We start from the raw sequence: 15,847 nt of genomic DNA on the forward strand, positions 1-15,847 counted from the left end.
ATTCACTTTAATGATTCATCTGAAACTCTTCAATCGATCCATAGTCAATTAGTTTGCTCTCGTCAAATGACTCTTGAAGTTTCTCTCCTTCTGCAAACAGGACATTTCCGCTTGAAGTCAGCGGCAACATACAGCTACTCGCTTTAAGACTTTGTGCCGGTTTATCCACAAGGATAATCAATGGATTTTTTGCTTCTATCGGCTCTGCTGCGCCCAACGCCACATGCACCGGAAATGCCAATAATGTCTCTCCATCATATTGATATAGTCCCACTCCATCAGGCAATACATTTCCATCAGCAGTCAATATAGGCATTTGAACATCTAAAAATTCCTGCATGCTATTTGCCAAACTGCCATATTCCACAGGTTTTAACTTGCTGGGATCACCAAAGCGATCTATCCATTGAGGGTTTGTCAGGATCAAATGGTCCCATCCCCCATCCTTTAGCTCTTTTGTAATTTCAATATTGCTGTCAACTACATATGAAAGCAGAAGATAATCTTCCTCAGAATGTAAAATGCTGGAGCCATCTGCGGTTAATTCATTGCTCTCACAAACTGTATCAATGTCTGTATATGCTATATACCAAATTTCACTCGTATTGTATTGATTAAGAGTGAGTGTATCTCCACACCCAGATAGACCCAATACAAGGATGCACACGAGTGTCATCACTATTTTTCTGCTCATTTACAAATCCCCTCAGTTTTCCTTACGTTCGAGAACATGATTTTCTTTTTTGAATACCCATCATGCCTAAAATCAGAATTGCACATACGACAATACTGCCGACAATGTACTGCCATCCAAAAAATGATAGATTAAGAATATAGCGTGCTGCCGGATTAGAAAAAATGTGTGTGAACGGCTCATTCGCTGCAATTCTGCTCATTACTCCGCTGACATCTGCCAGAGGTATTCCGTAAAGGGACGCACCCAAAAAATAAAGAACGAGTTTTTCTACAATGGACGGCAGTAAAATTCCTAACACACAACCTCCCACCCGATGTGCCGCTGGTGTCTTAAAAAGATAAAACGCTCCCGCAATGTAAGGTAGAACAGCTAAACATCCACCTAAAACAACTGGTGCCAAATGAAATCCGAAGATAACAAAGACAAGGCGCAAAAGTAAATATACGCCCAAGATAATCAGCCAACTTATAATCAGAGAAGCCGCAGGCTTATTTTTCTTTGGTGTTTGCGTACGAATCTGCTGTTGCATCATCAAACCTCCTGACTGGATATTGCACCTTGGGGAACATCAGAATAATGGTTGTTCCGCATGACAACTGTGATGTGATTTGTAAATCTATCGCTAAATCTTTTGCCATTTTCTGCACTAAATATAATCCCATACCTGTGGAGCGGCTTAAAAAGCTTCCTGCGTCCCCAGTGAAGCCCTTATCAAAAACAAACGGCAGATCAGACGCGGGTATACCTGTTCCGTTATCGCTGACGGATAGAGTAATCTGCCCGCTTTCTGGATTATCCGTTACTGAAAATTGAATAGCGGGGGCGGTGTCCTTCACAGCATACTTTACACTGTTGCTAATAATCTGTCCCAAAATGAACATAAAGCCTTTTTTGTTAGAAATTACGTTACAGTCGTTCCCGGAATATGTGACAGAAAATTGGGCTTCTTCAAGCAAGGATAAATTGTCCTCAACCGCTTCCCGACAAGTCTCTAAGATCAGAATTGGTTCAAAATAGCAATCTTTGTGAGCCGCCCCAAGACGTGAAAAGTACAAAATCTGTTCTACGTTCTGCCGCACATGGTCGCGTACATATAGCATACGAGTATGCACCAACGGTGACATCTCAACCTTTCGATTATCTAAAAGAAGCGTCATAAGGGACAGAGGTTTCTTGATTTCATGCACCCAATTTTCAATATAACTTTCGTAGTTGGCAACCTTTAACTGCTGTTCGTTCACATACCCCTCTTGCATTCTCAGATGATGGGCTAATTCATGGATATATGGGCGCATTGACGCGGGGGCACTTTCACACAACAGGTATTCGTTTGTGTCGTCCGGCTCTAACAGAAAGCGCCGAAAAGCGGCATCAATTTTACTGCGTTTATGAATTGAGATGACAAAGGGGATGACAAACGCGGCAAGTGATACAAATATCATTAGCCCCACAAGGCTCAAAAAATCCCCCGGATAAGCCACCCATGCCAGAAACGCAAAGAACAAATCCAAGCAGCCAAGAGTAATCAACCAAATACGATTGGACGATACATAGGTCAAGAGAGTATTAAATTTCTTCATACTTCCACCTGCTCTTTCAAACGGTAGCCTTGCCCGCGCACCGTTTCAATGCGATCATCAAGTCCAACTTCACGCAGCGTTTTCCGCAGTCGTGTAAAATTGACTTGCAGCGCATTTTCGTCTATAAACTCCGCTGTTCCCCAAAGCACATGAAACAGGTCGCTCTTTGATACAAGGTTCGGGCTGCTTTTCAAAAGGGTGAGAAGTATTTTCCCCTCATTCTGCGGAAGAACATAAGATTTCTTTCCTGCATAGAGCGTAAAAGTGTTTGGATCAAGCAGGAAGCCGCCCCCGTTAAGCAATCCCTGCTGCATCTGTTCTTCTTTGCGGCGCAAGAGGTTTTTAATGCGGGCAAGAAGCCGTTCCGTGTTGCATGGCTTTGTTAGGTAATCGTCCGCCCCTAATCCCAAAGCGTGAAGCTCGTCCTGTAATTTATCTCTTGCAGTTAATATCAGCACAGTCCCAAGCTGTTTGGCCTTTACCTCTTTGCAGATTTCAAAGCCGGAGTGAAAAGGAAGATTGATGTCGAGCAAAATCAAGTCCGGGGAAAGAGACATTATCTGTGATACGGCATTTTCAAAGTCAAGCAAAGGAACAGCGTCATATCCCGCTTTTTCCAACACATCAATCAATTCTTCCCGCATATATACATCATCTTCAACCACAATAATTTGCGCCAATATGAACACCTCCTTCCCGAATAAGCCCATTAAGCATTTGGCTTCCAATTTAATTTGCTGATTTCACGGTTTGCTGTCCGCGCAATAGCCACACCGTACAATGCAAGCATACAAACAACGACAAGCGCCATAACGAGCAGCATAGGATAAGACTGTTGCAGTTTTGCCATATTAGAGTATAGGTAATGCTGCATTGCGCAAATTCCGACTGTACCGCTGATACACGCAGGAAACAGCGGGAGCAGAAAATACCATAGCACCTGTTGGTTTATGGAACGCTTCATTTGTTCGCGTCGTGCGCCCAGAATAGAAAGTGTCGCATACCTTGCCTTTGTTTCTCGCATTTGGGTTAGGAATTGCAGGGCAAGTAGGGCGCAAGCGATAATTAGAAGCATAAAACCCATGTATAAGGTCGTGTAGCTGCCGGAAATGACATAAAATAGTTGCCGTCCGAAATTGTCCAAATAGCTTTCGCAGTACAGGCCAGAGGGCTTTAACAGGTCACGGGCTTCCATAATCGACACCATCAGGCCATCAGCTTCCACAGTTTCGCTCGGAATACAGAAATTGTGATAAACGGTAACGGTGTCTGGATTTACATATTCAGAATATACTTCATCGGAAACAATCAATGCGGTTATGATTTTTACGTTTTCATCCGCAGTCAAGCCTTTCATCGGCACAAACGGGATAAGCGTAATTGGCAGTCCGTCAATAGAAATCAAGACTTTACCATTAGCCCGTGCGTCCTCCGCAATCTGGTTCAACATGGTGGTGGTTTCTTCTTTTGTACTCCCCTGAAAATCCGGGTTAAGATAGAATACAGCTTCGTCGATTCCAAGAACGATAGTTTTTTCTCCAGCTGCTTCCAGCAATTCGTTATATGAAGATACGGGAATTAAAAATGGCGAAGCTCCCGTAGTATCAATACACCCTAAAAGGTTAAGCGCGGCTGGTTGATTGGGACTGAACTCATAGCTTGTAGCTCCTTGTGTGACGGGATCTTCTACTTCTGGCGGCAGATTCAAAACAACCTGTTCACGCAGCCCGGACCAATCTATAAAAGAGTTCGCTTTCACGGAAGCTGGGCGTTTCATTGTTCCTGTTTCCATGCGGCTCAAATCAGCCACATAGGGCTGCATTTGCTTACCCGAAAGGTATTTTTCAACAGTCGCTTCATTGCCCGTGACGGTAAAATCGTAAACAGAAGATCCCCGCGTCATTTGGTTCCCATACGACATAATGCGGGTTGATCCGTCCGCAATGAGCATGATAGTGAGCATAATCAAAATAGATGCAACACCGATTGAAATATACTTGTGGACTATATTTTCGTGTAACTGCCGCAGAGTGAAAATATATAGACCGTGTGTTGTGTTGCGTTTCACAGAAGCCGCCGCTGCGCTCAGCAAGCCTGCAAGCCCACGGATAAAAAGCATTGTTCCCACAATACCTAATATCACGGCAACAATTATCATCATACCGCCAGCAACCATGAAATACTTTAGGATTACCCAATATGCAAGCGTCAAAACTACCGCTCCGAGAATGAGGGAAAATAAGTTCCCACTCATTTTTCCAACTTGCTGTTTCTTCGCCATTTCTCCATAAAGGAGTTGGTGGATTTCTTTGTTGAATAGTTTTCCACAAAGGATGAACAACGCGACAACTTGAATCATTAGAAATCCAAGCGTTGTCAAGAGAACAGCGCTCACAGAAAAACTTGACTGATGTGCAATTATGCCGCGACCTACAAGCCGTGCCGTAGCAAGGCTGATTACCTCTGATAAAAAGCCGCCGCAGATCAGTCCGCCCAAAAGAGCCAGCAGTGATGTGATTAGCCCCTCTGCCATGATTTGAATAAACAAGTGTCGCTTTGTCATTCCAAACATCAGGTAAAGCCCTAATTCCCGGCTCCTACATTCAAGCTGATATTTGTTCGCAAAAATGACAAGGAAAAATACAAACAGCAGCGAAAAAAGATAAACCGTCGGCATTAGCATTGTCAGAAGTCGATTAACAGCGTCACTTTCGATTTCCTCCAAGAAGCGCATCACGTCCTGGCTTCCAAGGGAGAGGACGATATAAAATGTGGCTACAGCTGTAACCATAGTAAGAAAATAAATCAGGTTCTCACTACGGTTTCGTTTGGAGTTTCGCCACGCAAGGTTAAAGAACATTTGCACTCCCTCCTCCCATCTGTGCCATTACCTGTAAGATACGCGCATAAAATTCCTCCCGTGTTTCAGTCGGAATTTTCCGGCGCAGCTCATGGAAAATCACACCGTCCTGTATGAATAGGATTCTGGAACAAAAACTTGCAGCGTTCGGGTCGTGTGTTACCATCAAAATTGTGCGTCCGCGACCGTGATTGATCTCGCACAGTTTTTCCATAAGCAACCGCGCTGCCTTTGTATCCAATGCCCCAGTTGGCTCATCTGCCAAAATAATATCGGGGTCGGAAATCAAACTGCGGGCGGCAGCGACGCGCTGTTTTTGACCACCTGACATCTGCGCCGGAAATTTGGAGAGCACATCCGTGATTCCAAAAAGTCCTGCAATGTCATTCAACTTCTTCTCCGCAGCAGATATATCTACATTATGGATAGAAAGCGGCAGCAGGATATTTTCTCTGCCAGTCAAGTTGTCAAGCAAAGCAAAATCCTGAAACAGATAGCCTATTTTATTGCCCCGATACTCAGCCAGTTTTTCGCTATCAAAGGAACTCACATTTGCGCCGGAAAGCAGGACTTGCCCGGAGGTCGGTTTAATAACCGTAGCAATGCAATTTAGCAGGGTCGTTTTTCCTGATCCGCTTGCGCCCATGATCCCCAAAAATTCGCCATCAAGAACATCAAAGGTAATGCCATTAAGAGCTTTTGTAGGAACACCCTCTTTCGTATATACCTTGTGTATATCTCGGACTTCCAAAAGTTTTTCTTTGCAATTCATATTATCACCTTTTGCCTTTTCGCTTTTTGATTAGTTGTTGATTATATTTTACTGCATGGCAGGAAGATAAACCACTTACAGTTGATGTAAGGTTTCTATGCTAAATGCTAAAGGGCGGCGATGTGACGTTTGTGCCAGATCGCCGCTGCTTTTCTTTATATTTATTCTATCCGATGTGCTTGCCCGCTTCAAGGTAATAGTTATGAATTATTTTGGCTATCAAGTGGAACTATATAAACATATCCGAAAGAAACAAATTTTCTTGATAAAGATCATGTTTCTTCACTCAAAGATAGCTTTACAAAATACACCTCTAAGGCTACTACAATAGGTAGGGCGCAAGGTCTTATGCAGAAGCACTTTGAGACCTTGCGCCCTCTGTTATTCTACCCTAAAAATACTTTGCCAGCTGCTTCAGACCACGCCGGATGCTGTCACGGATACAGGTAAGTTTGCATCCTTCATTACTCTTTAATGGAATTTGTATTCTCAGTTTTATAATCGGTATAATCAAGCCCATTAACCGGCATAATAAGGTCATTCCATCACATAAACCGGAACGATACGATATTATTGAGGTGAACGATTATGCCGATTGATGATTTAACTGCTTTAGGGCAAAAAATGCGGGAAGCCCGAAAGAATAAAGAACTGACACAACAGGAACTTTCTGATCTGAGCCATGTTTCTGTAAAGCAAATCGCCAATATCGAAAAAGGGAAAATGAATCCTTCCTATTTGATTTTGAGAGCATTGGCAAAGGTCCTGCACATCTCTTTAGATACACTTATAAATCCAGATGTTTCTCTGGAGGATGCGGGTGTCAATCAGATGAAAATGCTTTATTCCAGCTGTCCGCCAGAAATGCGTGACACCCTGCTGCATCACACCCAGGAAACGGTGAAAGAACTGACAGAGTTGTCCGAAAAATTTGAAACGAATTGAGCCAGTGAGTGAAATTTAACGATTCTCTCACTGGTTCTTTTCATTTCATATAAAATTAAAATTTCAATCAAATAAAAAAGTCAACTTGTACATATCAAATTTCTCTTCATAGGTTATAACTTATATTTTTATTTTCAAAGTATACCATATCCCATGATTGTTCCGTTATTAATATTATAGCTTCTCTGGTTCACGGCATTGCTGGAGTTTCCTTCTACGGTGTATACGGTACTGCCTTCGGTTTTCTCCACGATTCCCACATGGTCTGAGGTTCCGTCCCCGTTCCAGTCAAAAAAGATCAGGGTTCCGGGTGCTGGGGAATATCCCCGGCTTTTCCACTTTCCCTTGCTCTGGAACCATGCGATTCCATCATCGCACAGGGAGAATTTTGGCATCTTGCCGCTCTCGATGAGTCCTGCCTGATCCCCACACCAGCTGGCAAAGCAGGCACACCATGCCACATGGCTGTCAAAGCCATACCACGACCAGAACTTCTGGCCTCCCTCATTTCCAAGCTGGGTAAGTGCCACCGATACGATCTGGCCGCTGCCTCCAAACAGGCCGGCAAACAATCCGCCGCTGGAATAATACCGCAGGACATGTGGGACGTACTCTGGGTCGCCATAGGCACTCCATCCATGCGAAGCCGCCTGCTCGTTGGAGAACTGCAGGGCATTTTCGGCACTGTAACCGCCATACTTCCGTATCGCCCACGTTATGTATCCGTTGCCGTAGTTATATCCTTGCAGGGACAGTTTCAGCTTATCCATATCCTGTGGACTGGTGCATCCGGCTTCCTTCAGGCAGTCTGCATAATACTGGATTCCTACCTGTATGGAGTAATCTGCGTCCTGGATGGCATTGGGACTGTTGGAGTACCTAGTGTTGTATGGGCACTCACTGCTCTGCATGGGATCGGTTCCCCGGCCGCCGGATTCCTGCATCATGATTGCCTGTATCACGGAAACGTATTCGGGGATTCCGTACTGGTTGGCATATTTCTGGATAGCTGTTGTATAGGAAAGGACTTCCTGACTCAATGCTTCGTTGCTCTCTGAGCTTCCTGAAAATGCCGCACCGCCAATGATTCCAACCATGATAACCAATAAAAGAACGATAACTGCTCCGGCGGCTCCCAGTGCAGCCATCATGGACTGCACGGTTTTCGCTGCCACTTCCACGGCGGCCCTAGCTGCCTTGAATGTATTCTCCCCTGCCCTTGCCGTTTTCTGTATCCGACGGATTCCATCAGAAGTCTGCAAGGCTGCTTTCTTCGCCGCCTGTTTCGCTGCCCTTCGTTCCATCTGCTTCTGCATCCGGGCTGTCAGGGCGTTGGAGCTGGCCGCACGGAGCTTCTGCTCTGGCTGGACGCTGATCTTCGCAGACTGGGGAGCCGTCTTGATGATACGCTTCTGTATGGTTTTCGGCTCCGGCTGTTTCCTTGGTTTTTCTTTAATCCGAATGGTTTCCGGCTGTTTCTGTCGGATGGCGGTCTGCCTTACTGTATCTTTTGCTTCCTTCTTCCGGCTCTGTTCTCGGATGGAGAGCTGCTTCATTTCTGCTATTTCCTGTCTGTTCTGGATTCTTGGTGTCTCCCTGGCAGCCCGGATCTTCTGCTCTTTCGTTTTGACGGCATCTGAAACCACCTTTTGCCGCTGGGCTTCCTGGATCTGTACTTCCCGGATCTGTGCTTCCTGAGCTTCCCGGCTGGCAGGATTGGCGGTCTGTGTGTCCCCTGTTCCTCTGGCGGTTTCTTTCTCCGCTTCTTTTTTGCCAGCGGCTCTCTGTTTGATCTTCTCGTAGGAAGTCTGTGCGGCTGTCTTTCCGGCTCTGGTTACAGTTCTGCCTGTCTTTCTTGCAGCCCATTCCTCTGCGGATGTGACTTTCCCACTGGCATATTCGGATGGGGACTGTTCTCCCATGTCATTGTCCCTGGCATTTGCGATGGTCTGGGATTTTTCCTTGCTCTCCAGTATGGCCGTCCGCATCAGCTCCTTGGGGATTCTGGAGGCAGGATTTTTGGTCTTTGGTTTTGTTGTAACTTCTTTGGTTTTGATATCCTTCATCTCTCACCTCCAGTCCCGGCTTGTCCCGCTCTTACGCTTCGCCCGGCTTGGTTGTCATCAGGCGGTACAGTTTTGTATTTCTTGGAAACGAATTTTCAAACGGCACCAGATTCCCGGAACAGCGGATCAGACCATGGCCGGCACCCACATTGGTGATGTAGGATAACTGATTGTCTGAAATATTCAGAAGTGCCGCCAGCTCATCCCGGTCGGTGGTAGCCTGATTCAAAAGGATCAGGAACTCACTGTTCGCCAGCATCAGGCGGGCGGTATCGGATTTCAGAAGTTCCTCAACGTTCTGGGTAAGTCCGGTTACAAATCCGGAATACTTACGGATACGCTTGTACAGGCGGTAGAAAAAGTCCGCACTGTATTCATAGCGGAACAGCAGATAAAACTCATCCGCAAAGATCCATGTCGTTTTTCCCTTCTTCCAGTTCTGGATCACACGGTTAAAAATCGAATCCAATGTGACCAGCATGCCAAGGGGCATCAGCTGTTCGCCCAGCTCCCGGATGTCATAGTCGATGATACGGCTCTTCGTGTTGACATTGGTTTCCTGGGCAAAGGTGTTCAGACTGCCATTGATAAACAGTTCCGAAGACAGAGCCAGCCCTCTGGCTTCTTCCTCCGGCTGGAGCATGAGTTGTCGGTACAGGTCCTTTAAGGTCGGCACCTGCCCTTTGTAACCGCCCCTCATATAATCCCGGTACACATCTGCGGTGCAGCGGTCAAGGATGGATTTCTCCTTTGCCGAAAGGTTTCCGGCTCCTACGAGCTGCTCAAACAGGGAAAGGATAAATTCTGACTTCTCAATCAGAGGATTTCGGTCATTGCCATAGGCAGAATCCATATCCAGTGCATTCAGATGGGTATCCGAGGTTGCCGAGATCCGGATGACCTCTCCGTTTAAGGCTTCCACCAGAGAAGCAAACTCCGACTCCGGATCGAGGATGAGGATGTCATCTTCCGTGGAAAGGGCAAGGTCTACGATCTCCTCTTTTGCCGAGAAGCTCTTGCCGGAGCCGCTGACACCCAGTCGGAAAGAGTTGCCGTTTAACAGCTTCCTTCGGTCTGCCACCAGCATATTTTTGCTGACGGCATTCTGCCCATAATAGATGCCTCCCGGCTGCATGATTTCCTGCGTATGGAACGGGATCAGGACGGCGGTGGATTCTGTAGTAAGGGTACGCACTGCATCGATTTTCCGCAGGCCATACGGCAGGACGGTATTCAGTCCATCGACCTGTTGCCACTTCAAAGTTGCCATCTGGCAGAGGTGTTTTCTCGCAATGGAATACAGGGTTTCCGTATCGGAGTCCAGTTGTTTCTTGCTGTCTGCCATATGTACCATTGTCAGGATGCCGAACATCATCCTCTGATCCCTGGTGGTCAGATCGTCCAGCATTTCCTTGGTCTCTTTTCTCTGCAGCTCCATGTCATAGGGAACTACGGCTGAAAAGTTATTGTTGGCATTCTGGCGTCTCTGCCAGTTGGTGACGTTTGTCTCCACGCCCAGCAGTCGGTTCTGGATCTCACGCACCGCTTCGTCTGTCGGTACGGGGATGATATCAATGGACAGCATCAGGTTCCTGCCAAGGCTGCACAGTTCGGAGATCATCTCATCCTTTACATAGCTGGCGTAATCTTCCATAAAAAGGACTCTGCCGTACTGCTCGCCCAGCTTGAAATGGTCGTTATGGAATTCCATTGTGTCCGGGCAGATCCAGTCTTTGAAGCTGTGTCCTTTTTTCGCAAAGGCTTTCATGTCAAATGGAAAACTCTGTGGAACGTCTGCCTTGAAAAAGTCCCGGAAGATCTGTAGCCTCTGCTCTGCATCCAGCTCTTCCCCAATAGAGGACAGCTTGGCCAGATGGGTGATGATGTCCGTTCCCACACGTGCGAAATAGGTTCTGGCTTCATCGATGTTTTTCTTGTGGACGCTGATGGTCAGATAGCGTTCCTGGTAGATACTGTTGTTGGTACCGGAGATCTTGGAAAGGAGCATGTCATTGTACTCTTTCCGGTACTCGTCCAGACCGTCCCCTTTCATCGGGATCAGCAGGGACTGCTCAAACTCTTCCTTGTTGATCTTACGATTGTTCAGGGTGATCTTCGCCGTACAGCCAGAATCCAGTGCATTTAAAAGTTCAGAGTAGTCCAGGAACATTTCCGTCTTATCCGCTTTACTGGCAATGGAATAGTTGATATCCGTAAACCGGAATGTCCTGGAATACTTGCTCTCCACCTGAAAAATACCATCTGGCCAGATCTTGCGAATCGGGATGGCCTGCTGGACAGACTTCGGTACTTTAAATTTTTCCTTGTCCTGTTTCAGTGTCTGACTCAGGGTTTTAATCAAAGGCATCACCCCTTCCTCTTCGCTTCTTTGGTTTCTTCTGTTTCGTCCGCTTCTTTTCCAGAAGTTCCGCTCCGTTTCCCATCATCTTTTCACCCAGCCGCAGGCTCTCTTCCATGCAGGAAAAGTACAGGTTCTCTGATTTGAATACCAGCCGTTTCGGGTACAGCAGTTCGGATTTGATGACTGCCCATGCGAACTGTTCTGCCGTCATGCCGTGGTAACGGAAAAAGCCGCAGGCTGCAAAGGGAGCCGCCCCAAGCACGCACAGCCATCCGGTTACCTGTTCCCCGGCATATTTCCGGGTGACAAAATAGATTCCAAGGGCTGCCAGGATCGCCAGTACCGAAAATAAGCACTGCCGGAAGCTTAAGCCCCAGAACATTGACTCCTGATAGTCTCGGATTTCTTTATTCATTTTCACTTCCATGTTGTTTCCTACCTTTCTCTTTGTAATCTCTGTTTTTTCTTTTGTTTCTGTTTTGGTACATCCCTTTGCCGGATGCCATTTCTTTCCATAAATCTTTTTGTTCCTTCCGGATCAAGCTCTGCCAGTTTTTTCAGGTCGAATGCAACCCTCTGGAAGATGCAGTAACCGGAGGATGCGGTATCCGGCTGTATCGTTCCCAGCTTATGCTGCTTTATAAAACGAAGCTTTTCTTTGCTGAAATTGTGGTCGATATAGGCTTCATTGATACCGCCCAGCGGAGCAAAAGGCAGGTTTACCGTAAGGTCTGCAAAGCTTTCCGGGTATCCATCTTCCATATGGTAAAGCCCGATATAGAGATTGTCATCGCTCATGTAACTGTCTACCCTGAGAAATAATTCCTCCCGGCCATACTGCCAGTCGTAGCTCAGTGTCTTTGGTTCTTCCATTTTTTTCGCCTCCTATAATCCCATGATTTCTTTTACGATACGGTCGGATGCCTTGACTGCCCCGACCAGTACCAGCAGGTTAAATACCAGTTCCCCGACGTAATTCCAGACAATGGTCACGGCGGACAGGCTGGTGTCCCCGATGGCCGGCGGACTTGATGCAAACACCGAAAAGATGATGCAGGCCAGTGCGATGATGGCTCCTTCCAGACATACCCCGGCGTAGGAACGGATAAAGTTCTTTCCTACAGACTGGGTTGGCTCCCCGGCAAAGGTTGCCAATGGAATCGGTGCGATGGCTGTGTACATATACAGCTTAAACATTCTCCCGTATACAGTCAGAATCATGACAAATGACAATACCGTAATCAGCAGGCTTCCTAATAAAGTTACGATCCACAAAGGGATAGATTCCAGCATCCCGACCGCTTCGATCTTGTCCACGATCTCCGAGGGCAGTTCCGTTACGGTTCCCCCTGCCATCCCGGAGTGGGACATGATGTTGGTCACGATGCCCTGCACAATGGAAAAGATCGCTGTCAGAAGCTCCATGCCGGACATAACGGCTCCCTGTGCCAGTGCAAAACGGATAAAGGCTTTCACTACGTGTTCCGGCTTTTTCATATCCGTGAAACTCCCACAGGTTTTTACCAGCCCTGCCGCAAAGAACAGAACCAGCAGGCCGTACCCGATGGCTTTCAGTCCACCGTTGATGTTCGTCATCACGCTCCAGATTGCCCCGCCCTTGAAATTCTCCGGGCTTTGCGTCAGCAGTGTCCAGATTTCAGCCAGCTTGTCGCTCCAGGTCTGCAAGGCAGAATTTAGATTCTGTACGATCCAGTTATCACTCAAACAGTTTCACCTCCCATCCTCAAAAGTGAGCAGGGAGCCGGCATTTCGCATGGCTCCCCTTCTGGACTCTTCTCCTATCCCATGATTAGGTCCAGGATCTCTTTTGCAAAGGTAATGATGATACCGCCTGCCAGTGTCAAAAATCCGTTTGCCCTCTGGCTTGGATCGTGGCTCTTTAAGGACAGACCGACCTGCACGATACCAAATCCCAGCAGAATCAGGCCAATGGCGCGGATCAGGGAAAAGATAAACGTGGATAGGTTATTGACTACGGTCAGCGGATCGCCTGCGGCATAAACGCAGGTCGCCCCAATGCAGATCGACAGTACCATGACTGCATACAGAGCAAACAGTTTCTTCTGCCCTCTCTTCATCTTTAGCGGTGCGGTCTCTTTCCTGATTTCTGTGTGTTTCTTATTTTTCAGTAAATTCATTGGCATTCCTCCCATCAAAAAAGCTCCCCGATGATGTCCTCATCCAGAAGCAGTTCGTAATCGTCATATCTTGTTTCGTCAAATGTAAAATCGTCATGCGCCAGCGGTGCTTTCGCATAATTGAACGGGCCGGCACCTCCGTCCTCGGTATACCGGATGTTGGGATGCTTCATCAGGTCATACTTGGCATCCAGTATGGGCCGCTCCCCGCGGATAAACAGAAGTGCATTCTAGTTATCCAGCATACGGACTTCATCCGGCTGTAACAGCTCCCTTCCGCTCTGCTGGAAGTTGGTGGAGTAGCTGCCGGATTTTCCTTTGGTTTGCCCGTAGGTGTTGGTGTCTATGGTTTCTTTCCCCAGTAATTCTGATACATATTTGTGTGTCTCTTTTTCATTGCCGCCCAGGTACAAAAACTCATCGCAGTTGCCCACCAGACTTTCCCAGGAGTCCTTGAACAGAGCCTTTAGCTGGCTCATGTTCTGGATGATGATGCTGCAGTAAATGGAACGGGAACGGCAGGTTGCCAGGATCTTCTCAAACTCATTTGGCAGGGATACGTTTGGAAACTCATCCATGATGCAGTTGACCGGAACCGGGAGGGCACCGCCATGCACACGGTCTGCCATGTAATAAAGCGTCTGGAAAAGCTGGCTGTAGATCATGCCTACCAGATAATTCAAAGAGGTGTCTGCATCCGGGATACAGCAGAAAAGGGCAACTTTTCTTTCTCCCATGTTGGAAAGATCCAGTTCATCAGTATTGGTCAGCTTGGCAATCTGCGGCAGATTGAAGGCTGCCAGCCGGACACCTACACTGATCAGGATGGACTTGGCGGTCTTTCCTGCCGCCTGCTTGTAAATGTGATACTGCTTGACGGCAATGCTGTCCGGGTCCCGCATCTCCAGACGGTCAAACAAAATGTCCAGAGGGGACTCGTAGTCCTCGTCCTCTTCTTTTACCTGTGCCGAGCCTAACATCTCCATAATCATGGCGAAGTTCTGTTCTTCCGGCGGAGCTTCGTGGAGCAGATACAGCATCAGTGCCTGAAGCAGTGCGGTTTCGCTCTTCTCCCAGAAGGGATCGGAGGACTGGGAACCTTTGGGTGTGGTGTTTTGTATCAGATTGGAAATAAGACGGAGCACGTCTTTGTCATCGTGGACATACTCGAATGGATTGTAGCAAAAAGATGTGTCGGGATTGATGAGGTCAAAGACACGCACCTCATATCCTTTCTTTTCCAGCAGACCGCCTGTCTTTCGGAGCAGCTCGGCTTTCGGATCGGTGATGACCATCGAACAGCAGCACTGCATGATGTTTGGCAGGGCAAAGCCTCTGGATTTTCCTGCACCGGAGCCTCCCACTACGAGAATGTTGAGACATCTGCGGTGCTTGTGGGTGTCAAGGCTAATGCGGAAGTTCTGTGTCAGCAGGATGTTCTGGGAGTACGGCTTCTTGCTATATTTCTTACAGATCTGCCGGGCATCGCCCCATCTGGCAGAGCCATGTTCTTCCCCTCTGCGGTAGTTCTTCTGACTGGAATAAAAAATGCCGATCCCGGCTGCGTAAAGTAACGTGCAGACCAGCATCGACTTGATGGTGTATTCCGTATAATGAAACTGGAAGGGATGGTTCAGCTTTTCTGTGAGAACCTCCATCAGCTCGAAAAGATTCCTGCCCGGCTGGATGGCATCCGCAAGCAGGATTGCTACCCACCAGATGACAGGCAGTCCGGCAAGCCAAATCACCCAGTCTGACTTCCGGCTGTTTGTTACCGGGATGGCTGCTGTTTGGGCCTCTCTGCTCTTGGCAGGTCCGTAATGTGGAAGCTGTCCACTCCCGGAACGAGGGCAAGGCTGCTTCCATTCTCCCAGTTTACGTGGATCTGCCCTGCATCGTCTACCATATCCACCTTACCTTTTAAGCCGGGTGGCATGTGGCTCTCCCCCTCCATGCTGTTAAGCATGACCTCGGTTCCCGGCGGATATCTTCTCCGCATGGCTTCTATTCTTTCTTGTGTCATATTTCTGTATATTTGTACCACATCCTTTCTTCATCTTCCCCTTCCACGGTATGGGCGGTATCTGGATTTCATGATCTTTAACAGGACGCTGTCGATCCCATCGGAATAGCGTCCGTTTTTCAGGTATGTGTCCCGGAGCTGGTTTAAGGCTTCCACGGATTTGCTGTGTTCGGCTTCTGTCAGGTAGAGCTTTCCCTCTTCCTGCTCTGCCAGCTTCAGAACCAGATCCCGTGTGGTATCCACCGGAAGCCCCTGTTCTTTTTCCTGCCGGAACACTTCCCGGAGTGCATGGATCAGCATGTGGTTCATGATCCGGTCCATCTTTACATATCGCATTCTTGTCATAGGCGAGCCTCCTTTTTTCCTCTTTTTTCTCAACCACA

Annotated in this window: 15 protein-coding genes and 1 pseudogene; 1 reads left to right on the plus strand and 15 read right to left on the minus strand. The window is 47.4% G+C overall.

The features are described from left to right. Window positions 1–7 precede the first annotated feature (7 nt). Genes NQ550_RS13220 through NQ550_RS13245 form a run of 6 tightly spaced genes read right to left on the minus strand, consistent with a single transcriptional unit; the run spans window position 8 to window position 5,909 of the window. Entirely contained in the window at window positions 8–694 is a 687-nt protein-coding gene (locus NQ550_RS13220) for a DUF6619 domain-containing protein (RefSeq protein WP_015533393.1), read from the minus strand. A 22-nt stretch (window positions 695–716) separates the two neighbouring features. Further along, window positions 717–1,229 carry a hypothetical protein gene (locus tag NQ550_RS13225; RefSeq protein ID WP_008400026.1) on the minus strand — a complete coding sequence of 171 codons (513 nt, stop codon included), beginning with the start codon at window positions 1,227–1,229 and terminating at the stop codon, window positions 717–719. Then, entirely contained in the window at window positions 1,186–2,277 is a 1,092-nt protein-coding gene (locus tag NQ550_RS13230; protein ID WP_008400027.1) for a sensor histidine kinase, read from the minus strand. The genes NQ550_RS13225 and NQ550_RS13230 overlap by 44 nt, the downstream gene beginning before the upstream one ends. Beyond that, window positions 2,274–2,957 carry a response regulator transcription factor gene (locus tag NQ550_RS13235; RefSeq protein ID WP_025577041.1) on the minus strand — a complete coding sequence of 228 codons (684 nt, stop codon included), beginning with the start codon at window positions 2,955–2,957 and terminating at the stop codon, window positions 2,274–2,276. Before NQ550_RS13235 ends, NQ550_RS13230 begins: the two co-directional genes overlap by 4 nt. Before the next feature lie 29 nt (window positions 2,958–2,986). Next, complete coding sequence (locus NQ550_RS13240) at window positions 2,987–5,137, minus strand: ABC transporter permease (protein WP_008400029.1); 2,151 nt, start codon at window positions 5,135–5,137, stop codon at window positions 2,987–2,989. Beyond that, window positions 5,127–5,909, minus strand: a complete 783-nt coding sequence (locus NQ550_RS13245; RefSeq protein WP_008400030.1) for an ABC transporter ATP-binding protein — start codon at window positions 5,907–5,909, stop codon at window positions 5,127–5,129. Before NQ550_RS13245 ends, NQ550_RS13240 begins: the two co-directional genes overlap by 11 nt. A 588-nt stretch (window positions 5,910–6,497) precedes the next feature. Between NQ550_RS13245 and NQ550_RS13250 the strand changes: the two genes are divergently transcribed. Next, on the plus strand, window positions 6,498–6,854 hold the full coding sequence (locus tag NQ550_RS13250; RefSeq protein ID WP_008400033.1) for a helix-turn-helix domain-containing protein: 357 nt from the start codon (window positions 6,498–6,500) through the stop codon (window positions 6,852–6,854). A gap of 134 nt (window positions 6,855–6,988) precedes the next feature. On the opposite strand, the gene NQ550_RS13255 is transcribed toward NQ550_RS13250, so the two are convergent. From NQ550_RS13255 to NQ550_RS13295, 9 genes and pseudogenes are all read right to left on the minus strand, one after another. Next, on the minus strand, window positions 6,989–8,920 hold the full coding sequence (locus tag NQ550_RS13255) for a lysozyme family protein (protein WP_008400034.1): 1,932 nt from the start codon (window positions 8,918–8,920) through the stop codon (window positions 6,989–6,991). 31 nt (window positions 8,921–8,951) lie between these two features. Then, window positions 8,952–11,282 (minus strand): VirB4-like conjugal transfer ATPase, CD1110 family, encoded by a 2,331-nt coding sequence (locus NQ550_RS13260; protein ID WP_330366308.1) that lies wholly within the window; start codon window positions 11,280–11,282, stop codon window positions 8,952–8,954. After that, on the minus strand, window positions 11,275–11,709 hold the full coding sequence (locus NQ550_RS13265) for a PrgI family protein (protein ID WP_008400036.1): 435 nt from the start codon (window positions 11,707–11,709) through the stop codon (window positions 11,275–11,277). The genes NQ550_RS13260 and NQ550_RS13265 overlap by 8 nt, the downstream gene beginning before the upstream one ends. An 8-nt stretch (window positions 11,710–11,717) precedes the next feature. Beyond that, complete coding sequence (locus NQ550_RS13270; RefSeq protein WP_015513380.1) at window positions 11,718–12,155, minus strand: DUF4313 domain-containing protein; 438 nt, start codon at window positions 12,153–12,155, stop codon at window positions 11,718–11,720. A gap of 12 nt (window positions 12,156–12,167) precedes the next feature. Continuing rightward, window positions 12,168–13,007, minus strand: coding sequence for a VirB6/TrbL-like conjugal transfer protein, CD1112 family (locus tag NQ550_RS13275; RefSeq protein WP_008400038.1), 840 nt, complete (start codon window positions 13,005–13,007; stop codon window positions 12,168–12,170). Between the two features lie 74 nt (window positions 13,008–13,081). Then, on the minus strand, window positions 13,082–13,456 hold the full coding sequence (locus tag NQ550_RS13280; RefSeq protein WP_008400039.1) for a hypothetical protein: 375 nt from the start codon (window positions 13,454–13,456) through the stop codon (window positions 13,082–13,084). After that, a pseudogene (locus NQ550_RS13285) lies at window positions 13,456–15,222 on the minus strand (VirD4-like conjugal transfer protein, CD1115 family). The gene NQ550_RS13280 and the pseudogene NQ550_RS13285 overlap by 1 nt, the downstream one beginning before the upstream one ends. Continuing rightward, the gene (locus tag NQ550_RS13290) at window positions 15,213–15,464 is read right to left on the minus strand and encodes a DUF4314 domain-containing protein (protein ID WP_008400041.1); all 252 of its coding nucleotides are present in this window, start codon (window positions 15,462–15,464) and stop codon (window positions 15,213–15,215) included. Before NQ550_RS13290 ends, NQ550_RS13285 begins: the two are co-directional and overlap by 10 nt. 30 nt (window positions 15,465–15,494) lie before the next feature. After that, a complete protein-coding gene (locus NQ550_RS13295; protein ID WP_015513376.1) occupies window positions 15,495–15,809 on the minus strand; it encodes a hypothetical protein in 315 nt (104 codons plus the stop codon). Between the last annotated feature and the right edge of the window lie 38 nt (window positions 15,810–15,847).

It is taken from the genome of Blautia wexlerae DSM 19850 (assembly GCF_025148125.1).
Taxonomy (GTDB): domain Bacteria; phylum Bacillota; class Clostridia; order Lachnospirales; family Lachnospiraceae; genus Blautia_A; species Blautia_A wexlerae.